The sequence below is a fragment of the Aliinostoc sp. HNIBRCY26 genome (assembly GCF_050235535.1).
Taxonomy (GTDB): domain Bacteria; phylum Cyanobacteriota; class Cyanobacteriia; order Cyanobacteriales; family Nostocaceae; genus Trichormus.
The window spans coordinates 1,458,151-1,479,430 of the sequence record NZ_CP189852.1 but is presented as its reverse complement, the minus strand read 5'-3'; the positions used below and the strand labels follow the sequence as shown (position 1 = coordinate 1,479,430).

Annotated in this window: 20 protein-coding genes and 1 tRNA gene; 13 read left to right on the top strand and 8 right to left on the bottom strand. The window is 42.2% G+C overall.

The window, feature by feature from the left end:
• Nucleotides 1–20: 20 nt before the first annotated feature.
• Together ACQFX9_RS06185 and ACQFX9_RS06180 are read left to right on the top strand one after the other, a co-directional pair.
• Nucleotides 21–158, top strand: a complete 138-nt coding sequence (locus ACQFX9_RS06185) for a hypothetical protein (protein WP_427161178.1) — start codon at nucleotides 21–23, stop codon at nucleotides 156–158.
• 108 nt (nucleotides 159–266) lie between these two features.
• The gene (locus tag ACQFX9_RS06180; RefSeq protein WP_427161177.1) at nucleotides 267–1,586 is read left to right on the top strand and encodes a D-alanyl-D-alanine carboxypeptidase; all 1,320 of its coding nucleotides are present in this window, start codon (nucleotides 267–269) and stop codon (nucleotides 1,584–1,586) included.
• Nucleotides 1,587–1,728: 142 nt separating this feature from the next.
• On the opposite strand, the gene lptC is transcribed toward ACQFX9_RS06180, so the two are convergent.
• The 3 genes from lptC to metG form a co-directional block, all read right to left on the bottom strand.
• A complete protein-coding gene (gene lptC, locus ACQFX9_RS06175; protein WP_427161176.1) occupies nucleotides 1,729–2,820 on the bottom strand; it encodes an LPS export ABC transporter periplasmic protein LptC in 1,092 nt (363 codons plus the stop codon).
• Nucleotides 2,821–2,951: 131 nt separating this feature from the next.
• Nucleotides 2,952–3,575 (bottom strand): NYN domain-containing protein, encoded by a 624-nt coding sequence (locus tag ACQFX9_RS06170; protein ID WP_103139118.1) that lies wholly within the window; start codon nucleotides 3,573–3,575, stop codon nucleotides 2,952–2,954.
• A 170-nt stretch (nucleotides 3,576–3,745) separates the two neighbouring features.
• Nucleotides 3,746–5,332, bottom strand: a complete 1,587-nt coding sequence (gene metG, locus ACQFX9_RS06165) for a methionine--tRNA ligase (protein ID WP_427161175.1) — start codon at nucleotides 5,330–5,332, stop codon at nucleotides 3,746–3,748.
• 377 nt (nucleotides 5,333–5,709) lie between these two features.
• Here metG and ACQFX9_RS06160 point away from each other — a divergent pair, with 377 nt between their 5' ends.
• From ACQFX9_RS06160 to ACQFX9_RS06115, 10 genes are all read left to right on the top strand, one after another.
• Entirely contained in the window at nucleotides 5,710–6,435 is a 726-nt protein-coding gene (locus ACQFX9_RS06160; RefSeq protein WP_427161174.1) for a lysophospholipid acyltransferase family protein, read from the top strand.
• Between the two features lie 509 nt (nucleotides 6,436–6,944).
• Nucleotides 6,945–7,766: an alpha/beta fold hydrolase gene (locus ACQFX9_RS06155; RefSeq protein ID WP_427161173.1), complete on the top strand. Its 822-nt coding sequence runs from the start codon at nucleotides 6,945–6,947 to the stop codon at nucleotides 7,764–7,766.
• A gap of 227 nt (nucleotides 7,767–7,993) precedes the next feature.
• A complete protein-coding gene (locus tag ACQFX9_RS06150) occupies nucleotides 7,994–9,082 on the top strand; it encodes a hypothetical protein (protein ID WP_427161172.1) in 1,089 nt (362 codons plus the stop codon).
• 196 nt (nucleotides 9,083–9,278) lie between these two features.
• Nucleotides 9,279–10,754: a leucyl aminopeptidase gene (locus tag ACQFX9_RS06145; RefSeq protein WP_427161171.1), complete on the top strand. Its 1,476-nt coding sequence runs from the start codon at nucleotides 9,279–9,281 to the stop codon at nucleotides 10,752–10,754.
• Nucleotides 10,755–11,100: 346 nt separating this feature from the next.
• Nucleotides 11,101–12,126: a phosphate acyltransferase PlsX gene (plsX, locus tag ACQFX9_RS06140; protein WP_103139124.1), complete on the top strand. Its 1,026-nt coding sequence runs from the start codon at nucleotides 11,101–11,103 to the stop codon at nucleotides 12,124–12,126.
• Nucleotides 12,127–12,240: 114 nt separating this feature from the next.
• Nucleotides 12,241–13,233, top strand: a complete 993-nt coding sequence (locus ACQFX9_RS06135; RefSeq protein ID WP_427161170.1) for a beta-ketoacyl-ACP synthase III — start codon at nucleotides 12,241–12,243, stop codon at nucleotides 13,231–13,233.
• Nucleotides 13,234–13,320: 87 nt separating this feature from the next.
• Nucleotides 13,321–14,202 carry an ACP S-malonyltransferase gene (fabD, locus tag ACQFX9_RS06130; RefSeq protein WP_427161169.1) on the top strand — a complete coding sequence of 294 codons (882 nt, stop codon included), beginning with the start codon at nucleotides 13,321–13,323 and terminating at the stop codon, nucleotides 14,200–14,202.
• A 214-nt stretch (nucleotides 14,203–14,416) separates the two neighbouring features.
• On the top strand, nucleotides 14,417–15,055 hold the full coding sequence (locus ACQFX9_RS06125) for a lysophospholipid acyltransferase family protein (protein WP_427161168.1): 639 nt from the start codon (nucleotides 14,417–14,419) through the stop codon (nucleotides 15,053–15,055).
• Between the two features lie 117 nt (nucleotides 15,056–15,172).
• Nucleotides 15,173–16,210, top strand: coding sequence for an AI-2E family transporter (locus ACQFX9_RS06120; RefSeq protein WP_427161166.1), 1,038 nt, complete (start codon nucleotides 15,173–15,175; stop codon nucleotides 16,208–16,210).
• 90 nt (nucleotides 16,211–16,300) lie between these two features.
• A complete protein-coding gene (locus ACQFX9_RS06115; RefSeq protein ID WP_427161164.1) occupies nucleotides 16,301–16,594 on the top strand; it encodes a DUF2288 domain-containing protein in 294 nt (97 codons plus the stop codon).
• An 85-nt stretch (nucleotides 16,595–16,679) separates the two neighbouring features.
• Here ACQFX9_RS06115 and ACQFX9_RS06110 read toward each other — a convergent pair whose 3' ends face one another.
• The 3 genes from ACQFX9_RS06110 to ACQFX9_RS06100 all read right to left on the bottom strand — a co-directional run bounded on the left by ACQFX9_RS06110 (nucleotide 16,680) and on the right by ACQFX9_RS06100 (nucleotide 18,669).
• Nucleotides 16,680–17,186, bottom strand: a complete 507-nt coding sequence (locus ACQFX9_RS06110; RefSeq protein ID WP_427162807.1) for a YdcF family protein — start codon at nucleotides 17,184–17,186, stop codon at nucleotides 16,680–16,682.
• Between the two features lie 278 nt (nucleotides 17,187–17,464).
• Nucleotides 17,465–17,538, bottom strand: a tRNA-Arg gene (locus ACQFX9_RS06105).
• A gap of 33 nt (nucleotides 17,539–17,571) precedes the next feature.
• Nucleotides 17,572–18,669: a tocopherol cyclase family protein gene (locus ACQFX9_RS06100; RefSeq protein ID WP_427161163.1), complete on the bottom strand. Its 1,098-nt coding sequence runs from the start codon at nucleotides 18,667–18,669 to the stop codon at nucleotides 17,572–17,574.
• A 25-nt stretch (nucleotides 18,670–18,694) separates the two neighbouring features.
• On the opposite strand from ACQFX9_RS06100, the gene ACQFX9_RS06095 reads away from it, so the two are divergent.
• Nucleotides 18,695–19,282: a DnaJ domain-containing protein gene (locus tag ACQFX9_RS06095; RefSeq protein WP_427161162.1), complete on the top strand. Its 588-nt coding sequence runs from the start codon at nucleotides 18,695–18,697 to the stop codon at nucleotides 19,280–19,282.
• Between the two features lie 72 nt (nucleotides 19,283–19,354).
• Here ACQFX9_RS06095 and ACQFX9_RS06090 read toward each other — a convergent pair whose 3' ends face one another.
• Nucleotides 19,355–20,512: a DUF58 domain-containing protein gene (locus ACQFX9_RS06090; protein ID WP_427161161.1), complete on the bottom strand. Its 1,158-nt coding sequence runs from the start codon at nucleotides 20,510–20,512 to the stop codon at nucleotides 19,355–19,357.
• A 133-nt stretch (nucleotides 20,513–20,645) separates the two neighbouring features.
• Nucleotides 20,646–21,239 (bottom strand): urease accessory protein UreG, encoded by a 594-nt coding sequence (ureG, locus tag ACQFX9_RS06085; RefSeq protein WP_427161160.1) that lies wholly within the window; start codon nucleotides 21,237–21,239, stop codon nucleotides 20,646–20,648.
• Nucleotides 21,240–21,280 lie beyond the last annotated feature (41 nt).

The following is a 21,280-nucleotide window of genomic DNA, read 5'->3' as shown; positions in this document are numbered from 1 at the left end:
GCGTCTCGGAGAGAAGTCCATTGCGAATTGCGAATTGCGAATTGCGAATTGGTTTAATCTATTTATCTAATCTTCTCTATAATTTAATCAAATATGTCTGCGATCGCGTCAGCAAGTCCAGTGCTGAAAATCTAATTTTTAACCTACATCCTACATAGGAAAAACAAGAGTTATTATGTCTCAATACTGATTGAGACCAAAAATCTCGTATATTAGCACAGGAAACTTTATTGTTGTGTTCTATTACATCCTAAGAGGATTAAATCATGCTGGAATTGTTGGGTTCAGGTTTGGTGTCACTCTGGCTGGAGATGGCCGGGGTTCAAGTCAAGCCTTCAGAGGCCTTAGATGCGCTGACTTGGCAAAGTAGCCCCGGCTTAGTAATTGCACCCGATCCCAATCCAGCAGGGGCTAATACTGTTAAACAATATTTGCAAGGACTATTAAAATCTAAGCTGATCGCCCAAAATCTCACCCCCAACCAAGGAATTTGGATGCAGTCGGGGCCTGTATTGATGGCTGATCATCAAGGTACAACACCTTTACCTGCGGCTTCTCTCACTAAGATTGCTACTTCATTGGTGGCTTTGAAAACCTTCGGTTCTGAACACCAATTTGATACCATGATTAGTTCTACAGGGCCGATAGTCAACGGTGTTGTACAAGGTGATTTAGTTGTTAATGGTGGTGGCGATCCCATGTTTGTTTGGGAAGAAGCGATCGCCTTGGGTAATACGCTCAATAAAATGGGGATCAAACAAGTTAAGGGCAATTTGGTGATTACTGGCAAATTTGCCATGAATTTCCAGCGTCATCCCCTATTGGCGGGACAAATGCTCAAGCAATCACTCAATTCTAAAACCTGGACTCGTCCAGCGATTTATATTCACTCCATCATGCCCAAGGGTACACCAAAACCCCAAGTGGCGATCGCTGGTCAAGTCAAATTTAACGCCCAACCCAACCCCCAGCAAACTCTTTTAGTGCGTCACCGTTCTCTACCCTTGAAGCAATTAATCAAGGAAATGAACGTGTATAGTAACAATGAAATGGCACAAATGCTGGCAGAATCAGTAGGTGGTCATACAGTAGTACAGACTAAAGCCGCAGAATTTGCTAATGTCCCCAGTGGAGAAATTCAGTTAATTAATGGTTCAGGATTAGGGCCAGAAAACCGCATTTCCCCCAGGGCTGCTTGTGCGATGTTAATGGCTATTCAACAGGAAGCCGCAAATCATCAACTGAATTTAGCTGATTTATTTCCCACCTCTGGCTTTGATAAGCGAGGTACAATGCAGCATCGTCATTTACCAATGGCGACTGTGATGAAAACAGGTACTTTGCGTGATGTCAGTGCTTTAGCTGGAGTCGTACCCACACGCGATCGCGGTTTAGTTTGGTTCGCCATCATTAACCGTGGCCCACAAATCACCGCTTTCCGCCAAGAACAAGACAAACTCCTACAAAATCTAGTCAAACAACTAGAAATCTCCCCCAGTGTTCCTAATGCTTTAACACCCCATACAGCTAAATCACTACCAGACTTAGGCAATACTAAGCGGAATGAGATTGTGTTTCGGGGGTAAGAATTCAGGGGTGTAAGGGTGTAAGGGTGTAGGGGTGTAAGGGTGTAAGGGAAAACAGGGGAAGAAAAAATCTCATACCCAATCCCCAATACCCAATCCCCAATCCCCAATCCCCAGTCCCCAATCCCCAGTCCCCAATCCCCTATTCCCTACTTCTAGGAATAATTTCCGTCACTACCCGATTTCCAGAACCACCACTGACTACGATATTTTCAGTTTGCAGATTACCGACGGCTTTTTCACCCTTGAAATTAACAGGGGGATTAGCTTGTTGATAGGCTACATTTCCTTGGGCTTCTAATAATTTTTTGTCTAAATACCAAGTCATTTTTTGAGCATTCAGGGTTTGACGACGCTGTCCAATAGCATTGACGTTGCCTGTTAAAAATGCTATTTTCTGAGGAATTTTCATTTCCCCTTGATTGGCGGTGACAGTCAAGTTTTCTGCTTTGTGAAAGATGCGTATAGGGGAATTTGTAATCACATTTTCTGCTTTCATATTCCAAATCATCGAGTTACTGGCAATCTGCATTGGCGGTTCTGATAACTCTAATTGGGCATTTTTTTGCAGGAATGCTACTTGGGTTTTCAGGTTGAATTCGGCGGCGTTACCTCTGGCGCGATCGCTGATTTGATTATTTTTATAACGGTCAATCTGGACTGGGCGATCGCCAATTAATTTTTCTTCTTTAATCTGCCAAATTAAATGTTCGGTTCGCATTTGCGTCTGGGGATCAACTGATTTGGCAACTACACCGCCAGATAATTCCATGCGTTGTTCACGGGTTTTAACTTTAGCTTCTTGGGCAACCGCTTGTAATTGTTTATGATTACCATTAATTTGGTTACGCATAATTAATAAATCTTCTTGGGGTCGCCATTCTAATTCATTTCCTCGTAAAACAATCCCATTTACGGGGTCAGTTGCGACTATTTTTCCTCGCAAAAACAGTTGTTTGCCATCTTGTTCAATATCTGCCTTCTCAGCTGTGACTTGATAAACTATCTTGCCATCTTGATACAGTTCGCCATAAGGGCTTTGTGCTTCACCAATTTGTTTTTCTTTGGTATATTGGGCTTGCTTGGCTTTCACTCTCCAGACTGGTCTTCCGTCTTCATCTGCTTGTTCTAGGGTGACATCAAAGAATGTTAAATTACTCTCTTGATTAGGTGAACTAGTATTATTTGGCTGGTTATTCCTGGGTACTTTATTTGTACAGGCAACTAAACCCATGACTAAAACAAGATTGATAGCAAAGTGAAACCCATATTTGGATAGGAAACAGAATAGGGGGAAAGTTTTTTGAATTCCCCCCTGTTGATTTAAAGTTGCATTTTTTCGGAACGGTGTTTGCTGATATTTCATTAATCTTGAATTTCTAAATGTCCATCGCTGGGATCATCTAAAAAGCCCATACCCGATAAGGGTCGATAGGGATAGCTTTGGCGGGGAGTTTTTTGGATGTCTTCTTTGATAGCTTCTAAATCAATATAGCGATCGCTGACATTAATTAAGCTATCGCTAGTCATAGAACGCAAACTTACAACCTCCACCCTCACCCCACGATAACTGACGGAATTAACTGCATAAGCTAAATCCCCGTCACCGCTAACTAACACGGCTGTATCGTAGGAATCTACTAAAGCCATCATATCTACGGCGATTTCTACGTCTAGATTAGCTTTTTTTGAGCCATCTGGTAGCTGTACTAAGTCTTTAGCAATGACTCTATAGCCATTGCGCCGCATCCACAATAAAAAACCCTGTTGTTTTTCATTGGTGCGGTCTACACCAGTGTAGAAAAAAGCCCGCAATAACCGAGAACCACCCGTTAAGCGACAAAGCAGTTTCGTGTAATCAATTTCAATTCCTAGTTGCAATGCAGCGTAAAATAAGTTTGAGCCATCAATAAAGATCGCCACACGCCCTCGATTTTCTAAAACCTGTTCTGGCGTAAATATCGAGTCATTTTCCAAATTATTCAACATTGTTGTCATACCTCAATTTTTATCTTTGATATTTTTGATAGAAGTTTTCAAGTGGAGAATACTAGGGGTTTATGATAACGTTCCAGGGCTAAAAATGAAGTTTAGCCCCGTTAATTTTTGCGAAAAAATAAAAATGGCACTAGTGTGTGATTAATCAAAAATTAAAAAAACTAATCGTTTTTTGGTGGTTCTATGCGTTTAAAAATGGGTTGTGGTTTTCCTAAAGTTTGTTGGTTAGATAGTAGCCCCCATTGGGCATGGGTGGCAAAACTAGGTGTTTGTTCGTTAAAGTTAACTTCCCAACCTAACTGCTGATAAATCTCACTGCTAATATTGGGAATTACTGGAGATAGCAAATAAGCTGCTAGTCTGACTGATTCTAAAACTGCATAGAGGACAATTTCGACTTCCTGCTGTTTGCCTTGTTTATAGAGTGTCCAAGGTGCTTGATCATCAATGTACTTGTTACTGGCTTGTACCAATGACAGCACAGCTTCACAGGCTTGATTGAAAGCTAGTGATTCGTAGGCTTGTTTGACTTTTTCTCCTAGATTGACACCGATATTTTGCAAAGGATTATCCGCCGCAATAGCTTGGTGGTTAACTGCAAGTGCGTTTTCCGCACAGTATTTCTTCACCATGTTTAAGGTGCGATTGAGCAAATTACCTAAATCATTTGCCAAATCTGCATTTAAAACATTAATGAATCTAATTTCATTAAAGTCGCCATCTTTGCCAAATTCGATTTCCTTAAGGAAGTAATAACGAACGGCATCACTACCATAGCGTTGCAATAACGCTATAGGATCTAGGGTGTTACCTAGACTTTTACCCATTTTTTGTCCATCTTTGGTTAAAAACCCATGACCAAAAACTTTTTCTGGTAAAGGTAGATTTGCCGACATCAACATGGCAGGCCAATAAACGGCGTGAAAGCGGAGAATATCTTTGCCAATTAAATGCAGGTTAATCGGCCACCATTTAGCTAGGGCATTTTCTAAGGTGGGTGTGTCATCAGCATCTAACAGTGCTGTAACATAACCGAGTAGGGCATCGAACCAGACATACAAGGTATGCTTGGGGTCAGCAGGTACGGGAAAACCCCAACTCACGTTGATCCGGGAAATGGAAAAGTCTTGTAAACCTTGGCCTACGAAGTTGAAAACTTCATTACGGCGACTTTCTGGTTGAATAAAATCAGGATGAGCTTGATAAAATTCTTCTAACTGGGTTTGATATTTAGATAAGCGGAAAAAATAGTTTTGTTCGTCTCGCCACTCAACTTCTTTGTTGGTATGAATCGGACAGCGATTGCCTTCTAATAAATCCCTCTCTTCTTTAAATTCTTCACAAGATACACAATACCAGCCTTTTTGTTGCCCTTGATAAATATCGCCAGACGACCACACTCTTTGAAAAAATTCCTGCACAATTGCTTCATGGCGGGGTGAGGTGGTGCGAATAAAGCGATCATACCTAATGTTGAGCAAGTCCCATAGGGAAGAAAAGCTAGCAGAGATTTGATCGCAAAACTCTTGTGGTGCTTTCCCTAGAGTTTCTGCGGAACGCTGAATTTTTTGTCCGTGTTCATCTGTACCTGTAATTAATAGCACTTGTCGCCCTAGCAAGCGATAAAAGCGCGCTAGCGTATCCGCCGCCATAGTTGTGTAAGCACTACCTACGTGGGGTACATCGTTTACATAATATAACGGGGTTGTTAGTGCAAAGGTCTTTTCTGTTTGAGCCACTATATTCATGCAAAATAAAAATCAAATTATTAAATCGTCTAATGTTTTACTTATCGAGGCAAAACCAAGCAATTATATAACATTACTATCCTTTTTTCCAACCTCAATTTAATATTAGCAAATTTCCTACATTTGGCATGATTTTTTAACTGATAGAAATATTACTTATTTCGATGATAAAGACGGTAATTGACTAAGAACAATCTTGATGAATGAATTTTATTACATCTGTGTTGCTATGTAATTTACACCTGCAAATAGCTGAGTTTTGTTGCTTCTTGGGGATGGGACATTTCTACCTTAAGACTGTCATGGTATTAGTGAAGAAATGTAAAAATTAAGTCAAGATAAACTGCGATATTTTCCCGAAAAGACATAAATTAGTTATGAGTCTCCATAGTCCTCTCGACATTTCTCGATCTTTCTTAGCGACTGTTTCCACAAAGATGTTTCGCTATTATGAGGATCGCATCCCCAAAGACGCTAGTTTGTTAATAGTGAGCAATCATCGCAGTTTTATGGATGCCCTAATATTAATGACAGCATTAGCTAGTCCGATTCGCTTTGCTTGTCATCATTACATGGGGGAAGTACCCATTTTGCGAGAGATTGTTACCGGACAATTAGGTTGTTTTCCTTTAGAAGAAAACCAACAGCGTCAGCAAAGCTTCTTTTCTCAGTCCCAACAGCTATTAAAAAAGCAACAAATGGTAGGAGTATTTCCCGAAGGTGCTAACCCAATGGTGAAATACACTCAACCCAATCATGTAGGTGAATTTAGGCGTGGTTTCGCACACCTAGCTTTACGTGCCGATGTGCCAGATTTAGCTGTTTTACCAATTGCGATCGCCTCTTTAGAAGAAGTCAACACCGCCGCTTTTCCCTTGAGGTTGTTAAGTCTTTTTGACCCTTCTGAACCTCTGTTTCATCAATCAGGTTGGCATCCCCTGGTTATTTATCATCGGGTTGCGGTGTTAATCGGTCGTCCTTATTGGATTACCTCTCAACATCAACACCAATATCACGGTAAACAAGCTAAAAATGTTGTAGCTGAACTAACTACATATTGTCACCATGAAATTGCTAACTTACTATTACAAGGCTGTTATTAACACTATCAACATGGGAGTTGTTTTTAATTCACCAGTATAGATAATTCTTCCCCGGTTTCCTAAATGGTATTTTCTATCGACGTATTCAACAGAATGCCTAGATAAATCTCTAGGATAATCATCAGTAATTTAGACAAAATTTGGATAAATTTATCTGTTTTTACACTTGTATAAACAAGTTAACGGCAATGCCATCAAACAGGGGAAGCAGGGGGAGTAAGAATTTTGATGATGATCTTCGTTTTCACTCGTGGAATAATTTAATTTCTGAAAGTCCCCTACAACCCTCGAATGATTTACCCTGTTCCACTTAGCAGATTTATCTTGAGTATGGGCAGACAAACTAGATAATTATTAATTTATCGTAACATTTCTCAAGCACTTGTTACACTTATAGTTATGATTTGATGAGAATTTGAGCTTTAGATATTTTTTTCTTGATTTACCATGTTGAGTATTCATGGAGTAAAGCTAAACCAGACGCATAAAACCCAGAAAGATTAGCCATAATGCCAGAAGTTGAACTAAAACCGTGTTTTCTTACCCCTAGACAAGTGAAACCAGAATTCCCACTATTTGTGTATTTACCGGGAATGGATGGAACTGGAAGACTATTGCGATCGCAAACGGCGGGATTAGAAGTAGGCTTCGATGTCCGGTGTTTGGCAATACCCCGGCAAGATTTGACAAGTTGGGACGTGCTGACAAGTAATGTATTGGATTTAATCCACACAGAATTAGAAAGAAGTTCTCAAAGACCTATTTATTTGTGCGGTGAATCTTTTGGTGGTTGCTTGGCGATGAAAGTAGCCATTGCAGCCCCACATTTATTTAAACGCATGATTTTAATTAATCCTGCTTCTGCGTTTAAATTACGTCCTTGGTTAGATTGGACATCACAACTAATGTACTTAGTTCCAGGATGTTTTTATGATGTAGGTGCATTAGGTTTATTACCATTTTTGGCATCTTTACCCCGAATTTCTCGGAGTATTAGACAAGAACTGCTAAAAACTATGCGTTCGATACCGTCAGAGACAGTAAATTGGCGAGTGTCAATGCTGCGGGAATTTAGTATTGATGAAGATAAATTGCGTTCCCTGCAACAAACAGTTTTATTAATAGCAGGTGGTAGCGATCGCCTCCTACCATCCGTCAGCGAAGTAGAACGCCTAGCCCAAATTATTCCCCATAATCAGACAATAATCTTACCCGAAAGTGGACACGCCTGCTTATTAGAAGAAAGCGTAAATCTCTATAAAATTCTCCAGTCGCATAACTTTTTAGAGAAAAAAATCACTCCAATAGTAAAAAATCCCCTGTGGAAATAACAAAGGGGTAAAAACTCATCTATAGGAATCCGACTTGATTATTGAAACTACTTACGTAGGTAGGGAACAGGGAACAGGGAACAGAGTAAGAATGAATATTTACTGATTTTTTTCAGGAATCAAATATGATTCCCATATCAAACTTTGTGCTGTTTGGAAGATGTCAACACCCATCAGACTTGGCTACAACCAAAACAGAGAGTTGGTCATGAGGCAAATACTCAAAAATGTCAGATAATCATCAATCAGTTGATCCATCCCCAAATCAAACATCCTTAAGCAAGAATTTGGCTGAAACTGCCCTGAACACAGGTAAAACCTTGTTAGATAAAGCAGTAGACATAGGCAGAGCAACAGCAAAAACTACACAAAACTTACTGGAAAAATCCACTCAAATCACAGGTACAGTCATCAATCATATTGGGGAAAATTGGCTAATTAGAAGAATATCTGGCTTTTTGAATCTGAATTGGCTAATTGGTGCGAGTGACAATGTTGATTTTGCCAAAATGTCAGTTGTAGTTAAACAACTCCAACAAAAATATCCCCAAGAATCACCAAGACAAATTGCTCATCGCATCATGACAGAAAAAGCTGCTAAAGCTGGTGGAATTGGGTTAGCTAGTAGTATTTTGCCAGGATTCGCCGCCGCCCTACTAGCTGTAGATTTAGCAGCAACCATGCAATTACAAACAGAAATGCTGTATCAAATTGCCTTCGCCTATGGACTAGATTTACAAGACCCTAGTCGGAAAGGGGAATTATTGACAATTTTTGGTTTAGGCTTGGGTGGGAATCGTCTCCTGAAAGCCGCCGGATTAGCTTTATTGCGAAATGTTCCCTTTGCCGGAGCCGCGATCGCCGCTAGTACCAATGCCACCATGAGTTATTCTCTAGGATATGCGGCTTGTCGATTTTATGAAGCCAAACTAGACGAATCCGTATCCCTAGAATCACCGGAAACAATAGCTAACTTAAAAGCAGAAAGCGAAAAATATCTAGAAACTGCGATCGCTCAACAAGCAGTCATGGATAAAATCTTAGTGCGGATGATTTTAGCTAGTCACCCTGAAAAAACTTGGCAAGAAATCCTACCCCAACTACAAGCAGCTAACCTCAGTCTCACTTCCTTAGCAGCCATTGAGCAGAATATCAAATCACCCCAACCCCTAGATCAATTACTCAACCAACTAGACCGAGATTTTGCCATACCTTTACTAGCGCAATGTCGAAAAATTGCCCAACTAGACAATCAGACTACACCAGCAGAGCAAGAAATTATTACTGCGATCGCCAATAAATTTGACCTTGAATAGCACTCAAAAGTCATTCCATTTACTCAGAATCCATACCAAGCGATCGTAAATTTCCCAATCCCCAAACCCCAGTCCCCAATCCTTCTTTAATTTTGAATTTTGAATTTTGAATTTTGAATTGATAAGTTCCCAATCCCTCACTCCGAAAATTTTAAGCAATACTTGTACAAGAAGTAAGTTTACGCAAAATGCAAAAATGGCAATTCAACTAAGTGACAAGCCTTTACTAGATTGGGCAGGAGATACGCTAGCGATCGCATTATTTGAAGAAGCGGTAGAGTTAACAGGGGAACTCGCAACTTTAGATGGGCAGTTTGCTGGCATTTTAAAAGAAGTCATTGCCGAAGAAGAATTTACAGGGAAAGCCAACAGCACCGTTTTTACCCGCGTCAGTGGTGCTAGTCCAGTTAAAAAAATCATTTTGGTGGGTTTAGGGAAAGCCGATAACCTCAAATTAGAAACCATTAGACGGACAGCTGCGGCTGTTGGCAAAGTCGCCAAAAAACAAAAAAGTAAAGTTTTAGGCTTGAGTTTTCCCTTATGGAACAATGATCCATCTGCCACCGTGCAAGCACTGGCTGAAGGCGTACAACTAGCCTTATACCAAGATATCCGCTTTAAATCAGACCCAGAAGATAAAGCCTCACAGGTCGAAACTATCGAATTTCTGGGTTTTGCCGGACAAGAAGCCGCCATTACCAAAGCCAATCAAATTGTGTCCGGCGTGATTTTAGCCAGACAACTAGTAGCCGCACCAGCCAACACCGTAACACCGATTACGATGGCAGAAACAGCCCAACAAATTGCCCAAGACCACGGTTTGCAGATAGAAATTTTAGAACAAGCCGACTGTGAAAAATTGGGGATGGGTGCTTTTTTAGGTGTGGCGCAAGCTTCTGATTTACCACCGAAATTTATTCACCTCACCTATAAACCAGAAGGCACACCCAAACGCAAACTCGGAATCATCGGTAAAGGTTTAACCTTCGATTCCGGTGGATTGAATATCAAAGGTGCAGGTAGCGGCATCGAAACCATGAAAATTGATATGGGTGGTGCAGCCGCAACTTTAGGTGCAGCCAAAGCGATCGCCCAACTCAAGCCCGATGCTGAAGTTCACTTTATTTCAGCCGTCACCGAAAACATGATTAGCGGTCACGCTATGCACCCAGGAGACATCCTTACCGCATCTAACGGCAAAACCATCGAAGTTAACAACACCGACGCTGAAGGACGTTTAACTTTAGCAGATGCTTTAGTTTTTGCTGACAAATTAGGCTTAGATGCCATTGTCGATTTAGCCACCCTGACTGGGGCTTGTGTAATTGCCTTGGGTGACGACATTGCCGGGTTGTACTCTCCTGATGATGCCTTAGCCAAACAGCTAGAGCAAGCTTCAGCCACTTCAGGCGAAAAAATTTGGCGGATGCCAATGGAAGACAAATATTTTGAAGGCTTAAAATCCGGCATTGCCGACATGAAAAACACCGGCCCCCGTCCTGGTGGTTCAATTACCGCCGCCTTATTCCTCAAACAGTTCGTCAAAGACACAGCTTGGGCGCACTTAGACATAGCCGGGCCAGTCTGGGCAGACAAAGACAATGGCTACAATAACACTGGCGCAACCGGCTTTGGCGTGAGAATGTTGGTTGATTGGGTACTGGAGAATTAGGGGACTAGGGACTAGGGACTGGGGACTGGGGACTGGGGACTAGGAATTTTGGATTTTGGATTTTGGATTCAATCTAAAAATCCAAAATTGAAAGGCTGGAGACTGGAAGGCAGAGGGGCAGAGGGGAAAAATTTCATCCCCAATCCCTAATCCCCAATCCCCAATCCCTAATCCCCAATCCCCAATCCCCAACCCCCGATCCCCAATCCCCAATAATTCGTGCTATTGTTGGCTTACCGTCATCAGTTGTTGCAAAAGTAACAAGACTAACTTGACGGTAAGAAAGTTAAGGTTTTTCAGCAAAGCCATCTGGTAAAATTTGTAAGGTTTCTAGAAGCTCTAAGCAATGGGATCGACTGGCGTGCGGATAGCAATTGATGCAATGGGAGGGGATCACGCTCCCGGTGAAATCGTTACTGGCGCGGTGCGAGCCAGTGAAGAATTAGGTGTAAAAGTTTTATTAGTGGGTGATCCCCAAAAAATTAAAGCTGCCTTGCCCCCAAAAACCAATTTGGAAGGAGTGGAAATCATTCCGGCTGAGGATGCGATCGCAATGGATGAAGAGCCTTTAAATGCGGTGAGACGCAAACGCAAGGCTTCGATTAATGTGGCGATGGATTTGGTCAAGCAACAACAGGCCGATGCAGTATTCTCAGCAGGTCATTCTGGTGCGGCTATGGCATCAGCCCTACTCCGTCTGGGAAGATTGCCTGGGGTTGACCGTCCAGCCATTGGCACAGTATTTCCGACCATTAAAGCAGGTAAGCCGGTTCTCATCTTGGATGTAGGGGCGAATGTCGATTGTCGTCCTAAATTTTTAGAACAGTTTGCCGTGATTGGTTCGATTTATAGCCAATACGTCCTCGGTACTGATGAACCGAAAGTGGGTTTGCTCAATATTGGTGAAGAAGATACCAAAGGCAATGAGTTAGCTTTGCGGACTCATGAACTGTTGCGGGAAAACCGTTATATCACCTTCATCGGCAATGCGGAAGGCAGAGACGTGCTGTCTGGCGAGTTTGACGTAATTGTCTGTGATGGCTTTGTGGGTAACATCTTACTCAAGTTTGCCGAAGCTATAGGTGGAGTCATCCTGCAAATTTTACGAGAAGAATTACCCCAAGGACTGCACGGACAAATTGGTACAGCACTATTAAAGCCAAATCTCAAGCGCATCAAACAGCGTATGGATCACGCCGAACATGGCGGGGCTTTGCTGTTGGGTGTTTCAGGAGTTTGTTTGATTGGTCATGGCAGTTCTCAAGCACCTTCAGTATTTAACGCCATTCGCATGGCAAAAGAAGCTGTTGATAACAAAGTCATGGAGCAACTGCAATCTCAATATGAGATGCTACAGAGTGAGAGTAGTTAGCAATCAGCCATCAAACTAGCAATAGCTACTAACAAGTCATTGGTTAGCAGTTAGAGACTAATGACTTATGACTGATAACTAATGACTAACAGCTGATAGCTTGGGAGATTAGGAGTGCAAAATTTAGGCATAGCAGTTACAGGAAGTGGTTCCGCAGTACCAGTCACTTCCCTGCACAATCAAGAACTAACCCAACTGGTAGATACTTCCGATGAATGGATTGCTACCAGAACAGGAATTCGTCAGCGCAGGTTAGCCAACTCTACCGAGTCATTGACGACCCTAGCGACGACCGCCAGCCAGCAAGCGATCGCCGCAGCTGGAATTACACCAGCTGATTTAGACTTAATTTTGCTGGCAACTTCCACACCAGATGATTTATTCGGTAGCGCGTGTAGAGTTCAAGCTGAGTTAGGCGCGTCCCAAGCAGTAGCCTTTGACCTCACAGCTGCTTGTTCTGGCTTTGTATTTGGGCTAGTTACAGCAGCCCAATACATTAGAACAGGGGTATATCGTAATGTACTTTTAATCGGGGCAGACATCCTCTCTCGATGGGTAGATTGGCAAGATAGGCGCACCTGCGTCCTGTTTGGTGATGGGGCTGGTGCGGTTGTATTGCAAGCCAATGATGGCGATCGCCTCTTAGGATTTGCCCTCAAAAGTGATGGCACTCAAAACCACTACCTCAACCTCGCCTATCAAGGCAATTCCCAAGAAATTATCCCTGGTGTCAACATCACTCAAGGTAATTATCAACCCATCACCATGAACGGCAAAGAAGTTTACCGCTTTGCTGCCCAAAAAGTTCCAGAAATCATTGATAAGGCATTATTTGCTGCCAATCTCACCGTTGATCAAATAGACTGGCTACTACTACATCAAGCTAATCAACGCATTCTAGATGCAGTAGCACAACGCCTCAATATTCCTAACGAAAAAGTAATCAGCAATCTAGCCAACTACGGCAACACCTCCGCCGCCTCCATCCCCATCGCCTTAGATGAAGCCGTGCGGCAAGGCAAAATCAAAACCAATGACATCATCGCTGCATCCGGCTTTGGAGCAGGTTTAACCTGGGGTGCAGCCATCTTCCACTGGGGAAGATAAACGTTTCATTCATAGTCCATCGTCCATCGTCAAAAGTATGGGCTGTGGACTATTGACTATTGACTATTGACTATTGACTATTGACCAATGACTAAAACTGCATGGGTGTTTCCCGGACAAGGTTCTCAAGCACTAGGAATGGGAACTGACTTATTAGATATACCTGCGGCTCAAGACAAGTTTGCCGCAGCCGAGGCCATATTAGGCTGGTCGGTAACAGACATTTGCCAAAACGAAGAAGAAAAGTTATCAAAGACACTCTACACACAACCTTGTCTTTATGTAGTAGAAAGCATCCTCGCTGACTTGATTCGGGAAAAAGGACACCAGCCAGATTTAGTTGCTGGTCACAGCTTAGGAGAATATGTTGCTTTATATGTTGCGGGTGTGTTTGAGTGGTCAACAGGATTAGAGTTAGTCAAGCAACGCGCGGAACTAATGGACAATGCCGCAGGTGGGATGATGGCAGCTTTGATGAACTTTGACCGTGAACAACTAGACAAAGTCATTGCCGAGACTCCTGATGTGGTCTTAGCTAATGATAATAGTCCAGGCCAGGTAGTGATTTCCGGTACTCCAGAAGCAGTACAGGCAGTCATGTCTCAGGTTAAGGCTAGACGTGCTGTACCTTTGAAGGTTTCCGGTGCATTTCACTCACCTTTAATGGCTAGCGTGGCAGAGGAATTTCAGAAAATTCTCAACACTATAGAATTTCAAACTGCCACAGTCCCAGTATTATCCAACGTCGAGCCGATTCCCGCCGTTGATGCCGCAATCTTGAAGCAACGCCTCAACCAACAAATGACGGGTTCAGTACGCTGGCAAGAAATTTCATTACAACTACCAGAAAATCAAATTGAGAAAGTAGTAGAAATCGGCCCCGGTAATGTACTAACCGGTTTGATTAAACGCACAACAACTGGTTTAATCTTAGAAAACGTCCGTAATGCTGCGGAATTACCGAATTAGAGATTAGGGACTGGGGACTGGGGACTGGGTTAAGAAGCAGAGGGGCAGAGGAGCAGGGGGAAATGGGGAAATTTTTCTCTACCTCGTTCTTCTCTACGAGAGACTACGCCAACGGGTTCGCAGTCGCTCCTGTCATGCGCGCTGTCTCACCCCCTGCACCAATTCCTCTTCTACCCCCAATCCCTAATCCCCAATCCCCAATCCCTAATCCCTTATGTCTCGAACACGCGAACCCTTGATTAGTCTGGCTCTTTACCACGCTTTTAAGTGGTCGGTAGTTAGTCCGATGCTTCATGCTTACTTTCGGGGACGGATTTATGGTGTGGAAAATGTACCTCAGTCTGGCCCTTTGGTAGTTGTGAGTAATCATGCTAGCTACTTCGATCCGCCCATTGTTTCTAATTGTGTCCGTCGCCCTGTAGCATACATGGCCAAGGAAGAACTGTTTGATGTTCCTGTGTTGGCGCAGGCCATTAAATTGTATGGTGCTTATCCAGTTAGTCGGGGAAGTGCCGATCGCAATGCTATCCGCGCCGCTTTAGAATATCTTGATCAAGGTTGGGCTGTGGGTGTGTTCTTGGAAGGAACTCGTACCCCCGACGGCAAGATTCATGATCCTAAGCGTGGGGCTTTACTATTAGCCGCTAAAGCTAAAGCCCCTATCTTACCCGTATGTTTATGGGGTTCAGACCAGATTTTACAAAAAGGCTCATCATTACCGCGTCGAGTTCCCCTCACAGTCAGAATCGGTAATTTAATTGATGCTCCCAGTTCTACTCATAAGGAAGAACTAGAACAGATAACACAAAAATGCGCCGCCGTCATTAACCAAATGCACGATTTAGGAAGGTGAAAACATCTAGAGAATCTCTGCTTTAGGAAAGTAGCGATCGCTAGTTTATTTATATAAATTGAAAAACAATATGACAGCGACCTATGAACCTCATCGCACTTTGAATTTTAAATTTATATGAATGGCTTAGAAGCCAAAACTTTGTGGAATCGACTGAACAATTCCTTAATAGTCCGTTTTTTGCTATTAGTTGCTGCTGGCTGGGTTTTAGTCCAGCTTTTGGCATACTTTCAAACAGTCATTGTAATTTTTACATTTGCAGCAATTTTAGCTTTTTTACTCAGCTATCCTGTTAAGTGGTTGAGGCATTTTCTGCCCCACGGTATAGCAGTTGTGATAGTTTTCTTAGTTAGTATTATATGTTTGGCTGGACTATTAGTTACTATTGGTTTAACAGTCATTTCCCAAGGACAGCAATTAATAGATAGTATCTCTAATTTTTTAACTTCTTTATTACCTTTGTTAGAAAAAATCGAATCGCTGCTGCGTAGTCGGAATTTACAAATAGATTTAAGTTTAGTACAAGAACAATTACGCAATCAAGCAATATCGAGTTTAGTGACAAGTTTGGCGATATTACAACAAGTATTGTCTAATTTTGTGACGTTTATCATCATCGCTGTTGTGGCTTTCTTTATCTTGCTAGATGGGGAAAAGCTATGGTCTTTAATGCTCAAGGTTCTGCCAAATCAACATCGTAGAAGATTTACAAATGTTCTGCGCCGAAATTTTTTAGGCTTTTTTCGAGGTCAATTGCTCTTGATGTTATTTCTCTCAACATCAAGTTTTATTGTCTTCCTCTTATTGAACGCGCCATTTGCTTTATTGCTAGCTTTGATAGTCGGAATATTAGATATTATTCCCGGTATAGGGGCAACTTTAGGTGTAAGTATAGTCACTTTAATTTTGTTATCTCAAAGTGTTTGGTTAGCAATAAAAGTATTAATCGCTTGTATAGTTTTGCAACAAATACAAGATAACTTATTTGCCCCTAGAATTATGCAAGGGACATTAAATCTTAATCCGGTGGTGGTGTTTTTCGCCTTATTAGTAGGTGCAAGAGTTGCCGGATTATTGGGAATTTTCCTTTCGATTCCCATTACAGGTGTAATTGTATCTTTGTTTGAAATTGAGGCGATGAAATCAGAAATTTAGTTATGTTGATTCAAGATATTTGGAAATTTTTAAGTTTGTGATGCCCGATTAATCTGTAAAATCAATTTATACACGCAACAATGGGAAATTATGTCAGATTTGAGAAAGGAATTATCAGAAACTTTAGATGAAGCCGAGTGGGAATGGTTGATCCCTCATGTTCAGCGAGATGCTGTAATCTTAGTGTCACTAGATTTAGATTTATTAGCTGTAGGTGAGGCGATCGCTACTGATAATACATCATCAGTGCAGCAATGGATTGATAGTCAATTACTGACTAAACCTTCTAACACTCAAGTGGGAGAATGGAATAGCGATCGCACTAAACGATTTAACACTCTAATTCTTCAACCTTATGTTTTAGTACAGGAAATTGCTGCTTAAAAACATTTGTATTTTATAGACGTTGCATTTTGAAACAATTGGCGTAGGTGAAGAAGTAAAGAATAGGAAACCAATTCCTGACTTCTTAATGCCGATTTTTCAACTCTTCCGCACCTGTGTAACCGGTAGCTACCCAAAATAAAGCTCTAGCTCCATCACGGATGGATTTTTCAATTGGTTCAGGGGGAGTTTGAGAAGGTACTGCTACCGGTTTAAAGTTGATTCCTCGACTACCCAAAATGATTTCACCAATCACACAAGCACGGCGCATATGAAAATCTGAGGTAATTAAATAAACACTTTTAATTTTGCGCGCCTGTAAATCATCTACCAATGTAGTAAAATTTGTGACTGTGTCTACAGCTTCATAGTCTAAATGTAATCGTTTAGGATTGATACCAGCTCTGGTGAATACATTTTTAGTGTATGTAGGAGGACTACCACCAGAAATCATGATTGGTATATTGGGATACTGACGAGCGAACTGAGCAGTAAACTTCTCTCTTTCTAAGTTTTTGGTTGAGCCACCTAAAACAATCACGGCTTCTGGCGGTTCACTATTATTTTGTGCCTCCTTATATCCCCACCACATCAATAGCGGTAGAATCAGAACTGCAAACTGAAATGACTTACCTCTAAACAATAGATTATTCTTCAAGGCTCTATAACTTTAGTCTTTTGCGGAAATAATTTTCTCAATCAAGCAGAAAAATCACAAGGTCAATTCGGCAAATGCACTCAAACAGCATAATCGCAAACTTTGTTAATTTGCAATTACACAAGTATTAGCTACAGTTTACTAATACTTAGCAAGCAATCCCGTAATAAAAATTGCTGTTGCTCACTTTTATGGTGATGGGTAGTTGGCGACGGGACTGGCCAGGCTCGAACCGGCGACCTAGCGCTTAGGAGGCGCTCGCTCTATCCAACTGAGCTACAGCCCCAACTACGAAGCATATATAATGATAGCAGTAGTTTTAGGTGGACTGCCAAAAATTGTGCCAGGAACCGCCGCCAATTTCTAAGCCACAAAGATAACTGTGTGCTTTGAGAATGACTAGGGGGTTTTTACCCCTAATTTCTCGCAACTCTAAATTCAGTTTTCCTTGCATCGTATCCCGACAGCAAAATTGTAAACCATTTGCTGTCGGCGCACGCAAAGGCGTACCGGGTAGATGGGTAGTTCCGCTTAATTCAACCTCATAATCTAGGTTTTTTGCGTTCATTTGCCATCTACCCCAAGGTTGAATACACCATTCAACTTTGGCATTCCAGGGAACAAACTCATAAAATTTGCCCTGATAATGTATCCCAATCATCGCTACAGATTCCATCCACCACAAAACACCACGCCTGCCACCCCCAGCCGTTAAGGCTAAATCAGGTTCACCATCGAAGCTATTACAATTGAGCCAAAACCATTTTTCAGGAAACGCACCACCCCAATTTTTTTCGCCATAAGCTGGTGCGTTTTGGAACTGATAAATTTTGCCATTCCAATCAATCCAACCAGTGGCTAGACCATGAGCCATTAAAATTTGCCATCCTGGTTCAAAAATCTGTAAGAATGACGGCCAGCCGGCAGTTGATTGCTGAATACTATTTTGATTACCCCAGCCATATATAGGCTGAATTTCATATTCCCAACGACAATAACAACCAGTAACAGGGTCTTGAATAAAACCCTGATTTAAATTAGCAGTGGCTTGATAACCTTCCTGAATAGATTGTGTAAACGCAGTGGGTGAGAGATAGCGGGGTTGAGTATGTAAGTGCGTTTTACCCCAATGTCCCAAAGCTAAAACATCCCGACTAGCCCAAAATTGAGTAACATCAGGAAAAATTCGATATACATATTCGTCATTAGCTCCCAAAACCTGCGCCGCACCGCCACTATGGGTTTGACTGCCAATGGGGTCTTCTATGGAATACATGAAAGCAAAAGTCTCTCCACAATCTGGTAGAGTAACGCGAAAATACCAGCCTTCAAAAAAGCGGCGACTACTCCCGTCCCAATGGTATCCACTGTGAGGCGTTTGAGTAGATTGCAGAAGATTTATGGGAATAGTTAACATAGATTTATGATTTCTACTTTTTAGTATGCGTCAGCGTCTTGATCTCGATATTAATCATGCTTATGAAATTTTAGGATTAAAACCTGGAGCATCGCAGGTAGAAATCAAAAGAGCTTATCGTCAATTAGTAAAAACTCACCATCCCGATCGCTTTGTGAATCTCCAACAAAAAGAGCAAGCGGAAGTCAAAATCAAACAAATCAATGCAGCTTACAATCTACTCAAGTCAGAAAATCCCACCATCAGTAATTCTACCACCGTAACTACATCCAAAAAATCCCCCAAGACATCAGTCAATCGCTTTGATGCAGAGAGTTTCTATAATTATGGTGTAGAGAGCGTAGGTAAAGGCGAATATGAAGAAGCGATCGCCTATTTTACCCAAGCCATTCGCCTCAACCCCCGCTATGTTGAAGCTTACAAATATCGCGGTTTAGTTTGCTCCCAATTAGGCTATGAACATCGCGCCGCATCTGATTTAAATAAAGCCGCACAGCTTGAAGGAAAAATCCCTAAAGCCTCTGCTTATGGAAGAGTCCAGTATCAGTCTCAGCGAGCATCTTGGCTTACTAGATGGTGTAGGAAAATCAAAAGATTGTTGGGATGGCGTTAATTGATGAGAGGCAAGGGGGCAGGGAGCAGGGGGAAAAAGACATTCTTTCCTGCCTCCGGCAGTTATCACGTTTCATCTATCTAGAGGTTTTTGGAGTTGCGATCGCAGTGCTTGTGCTGTATCAATAACGATACCTGGATAATCTCGACTTACTAAGACTGGCTCATTGTTTGATTGTATATCTGGCCACAATAACCAACGACTACCTTGAGGTAAAGAAGATATACTGAGAGGATTCTGAGTCAGCCAAATCACGGGATGCTGTTCGTCATAATCGCTGATGTCTTCGTGATATCGGGTGGCGGCTAGAGTTTCTAAAACTGAGCGATCGCCTCTGACTAATCCTGTGGCGGCTGTTAATAGTTGCACCTGTAATTGCTGGTGTTGTGCGTAAAAATACATTGATGCTGCGGCAATTACAGCCTGCTCAAAATGTTCTGCGTCCCAATTACCAGCAGTATCTAAAGCAATAATTACTTCCTGTCCACTGGTAATCATTTCTAATTCGCGCACACGTAACTCACCATAGCGCGCACTAGTCCGCCAGTGAATTAAGCGGGTGGGGTCGCCAATACGATAGGGACGCAGCGATCGCACTAATCCCGATGTGGCTGTTTGCAAAGGTCTACCGTGATACTCATTCCTTTGACTTTCTTCTTCCCCGATTTCATCCACTAGGGGACAAGCACTCAAGGGTAAAACCGTAGGATAAACAATGGCTATTGCTTCACAGTGGTGCTGACGACGCGACCAAAATAAACCTAAAGGCGCGCCTGTCGCCAATTCAACGGTATGCCAGCGATAAATGCCCCGCTTTTCGGTAGGGTGATAATATACCCAACGGTAAGTTTCTCGGCTAGCAATAGTTTCAATGCTGTGTTTAATGGGTTTCCCCAGCACAAACGGTAATATATCTTCAACCTGCAATAAAGTGACAGATTGCTTAGTAGGGTTATAGATTTCTAATTCTAAAGTTAATTCATCCCCAGCCGAGACAGGTGCAATCTGACGACGGGTGACAGATAGACCAACAAGCGATCGCGATGCTAAAAATGCAGCTATCCCCAATAAAGCCAGACTCACGCCACTAATAGCGTAAAGCCAACCAGCCATTGTATTAATCGCCGCACCGAAAAAACAAACAGCAATTCCTACTAGTACCCAACCGGCGTATGTCGGGGAACTAGCGTGAATTTCTAACCAGTTAGTGATGAGTTTAATCATTTTCATGTTTCTTTTTTAACTCATCACTAGGGGGATTGGGGACTAGGGACTGGGGACTAGGGACTGGGGATTGGGGATTGGGGACTGGGGAGAAGAAATAACTATTGACTATTGACTATTGACTAATGACTATTGACTATTAACAATGACCACAGACAAATTCGATAACTTCTTTGAGTCCTTGTTGGGTTTTTAGGTTGGTGAAAATAAAGGGTTTATCGCCACGCATTTTTTTTGCGTCTCGTTCCATGACGCTTAAGTCTGCGCCTACGTAGGGTGCGAGGTCGGTTTTGTTAATTACTAGTAAATCGGATTTTGTAATACCGGGGCCGCCTTTGCGGGGGATTTTATCACCGGCGGCGACATCAATCACATAAATTGTGAGGTCTACTAATTCGGGACTAAAGGTAGCGGCTAAATTATCGCCACCGCTTTCTAAAAAGACTAAATCTAATTGGCTAAAACGCTGTTCTAGTTGTTCAATGGCTGCTAAATTCATGGAAGCATCTTCCCGAATGGCTGTGTGGGGACAACCTCCGGTTTCTACTCCCAAAATGCGATCGCTAGCTAAGGCTTGAGAACGGACTAAAAACTGGGCATCTTCTTGAGTATAAATATCATTTGTCACTACAGCAATTTGATAGCGATCGCGCAGTGCTTTACACATAGCATCCACTAAAGCTGTTTTCCCTGAACCAACTGGCCCTGCTACCCCTACTCTAAATGTAGTCACTCCACTCTGCTCCCAATTCAAAATTCATCGTTTTCGGGATG

Bases quoted from the DNA above. Each gene is read 5' to 3' on its own strand.
- metG (WP_427161175.1), bottom strand. From the start codon at position 5,332: ATGAATATAGTGGCTCAAACAGAAAAGACCTTTGCACTAACAACCCCG.
- ACQFX9_RS06120 (WP_427161166.1), top strand. From the start codon at position 15,173: ATGAATGGCTTAGAAGCCAAAACTTTGTGGAATCGACTGAACAATTCC.
- ACQFX9_RS06090 (WP_427161161.1), bottom strand. From the start codon at position 20,512: ATGAAAATGATTAAACTCATCACTAACTGGTTAGAAATTCACGCTAGT.
- ACQFX9_RS06125 (WP_427161168.1), top strand. From the start codon at position 14,417: ATGTCTCGAACACGCGAACCCTTGATTAGTCTGGCTCTTTACCACGCT.
- ACQFX9_RS06145 (WP_427161171.1), top strand. From the start codon at position 9,279: ATGGCAATTCAACTAAGTGACAAGCCTTTACTAGATTGGGCAGGAGAT.
- ACQFX9_RS06100 (WP_427161163.1), bottom strand. From the start codon at position 18,669: ATGTTAACTATTCCCATAAATCTTCTGCAATCTACTCAAACGCCTCAC.
- ACQFX9_RS06180 (WP_427161177.1), top strand. From the start codon at position 267: ATGCTGGAATTGTTGGGTTCAGGTTTGGTGTCACTCTGGCTGGAGATG.
- plsX (WP_103139124.1), top strand. From the start codon at position 11,101: ATGGGATCGACTGGCGTGCGGATAGCAATTGATGCAATGGGAGGGGAT.
- ACQFX9_RS06115 (WP_427161164.1), top strand. From the start codon at position 16,301: ATGTCAGATTTGAGAAAGGAATTATCAGAAACTTTAGATGAAGCCGAG.
- fabD (WP_427161169.1), top strand. From the start codon at position 13,321: ATGACTAAAACTGCATGGGTGTTTCCCGGACAAGGTTCTCAAGCACTA.
- ACQFX9_RS06110 (WP_427162807.1), bottom strand. From the start codon at position 17,186: ATGTGGTGGGGATATAAGGAGGCACAAAATAATAGTGAACCGCCAGAA.
- ACQFX9_RS06150 (WP_427161172.1), top strand. From the start codon at position 7,994: ATGTCAGATAATCATCAATCAGTTGATCCATCCCCAAATCAAACATCC.
- ACQFX9_RS06155 (WP_427161173.1), top strand. From the start codon at position 6,945: ATGCCAGAAGTTGAACTAAAACCGTGTTTTCTTACCCCTAGACAAGTG.
- ACQFX9_RS06170 (WP_103139118.1), bottom strand. From the start codon at position 3,575: ATGTTGAATAATTTGGAAAATGACTCGATATTTACGCCAGAACAGGTT.
- lptC (WP_427161176.1), bottom strand. From the start codon at position 2,820: ATGGGTTTAGTTGCCTGTACAAATAAAGTACCCAGGAATAACCAGCCA.
- ACQFX9_RS06095 (WP_427161162.1), top strand. From the start codon at position 18,695: ATGCGTCAGCGTCTTGATCTCGATATTAATCATGCTTATGAAATTTTA.
- ACQFX9_RS06160 (WP_427161174.1), top strand. From the start codon at position 5,710: ATGAGTCTCCATAGTCCTCTCGACATTTCTCGATCTTTCTTAGCGACT.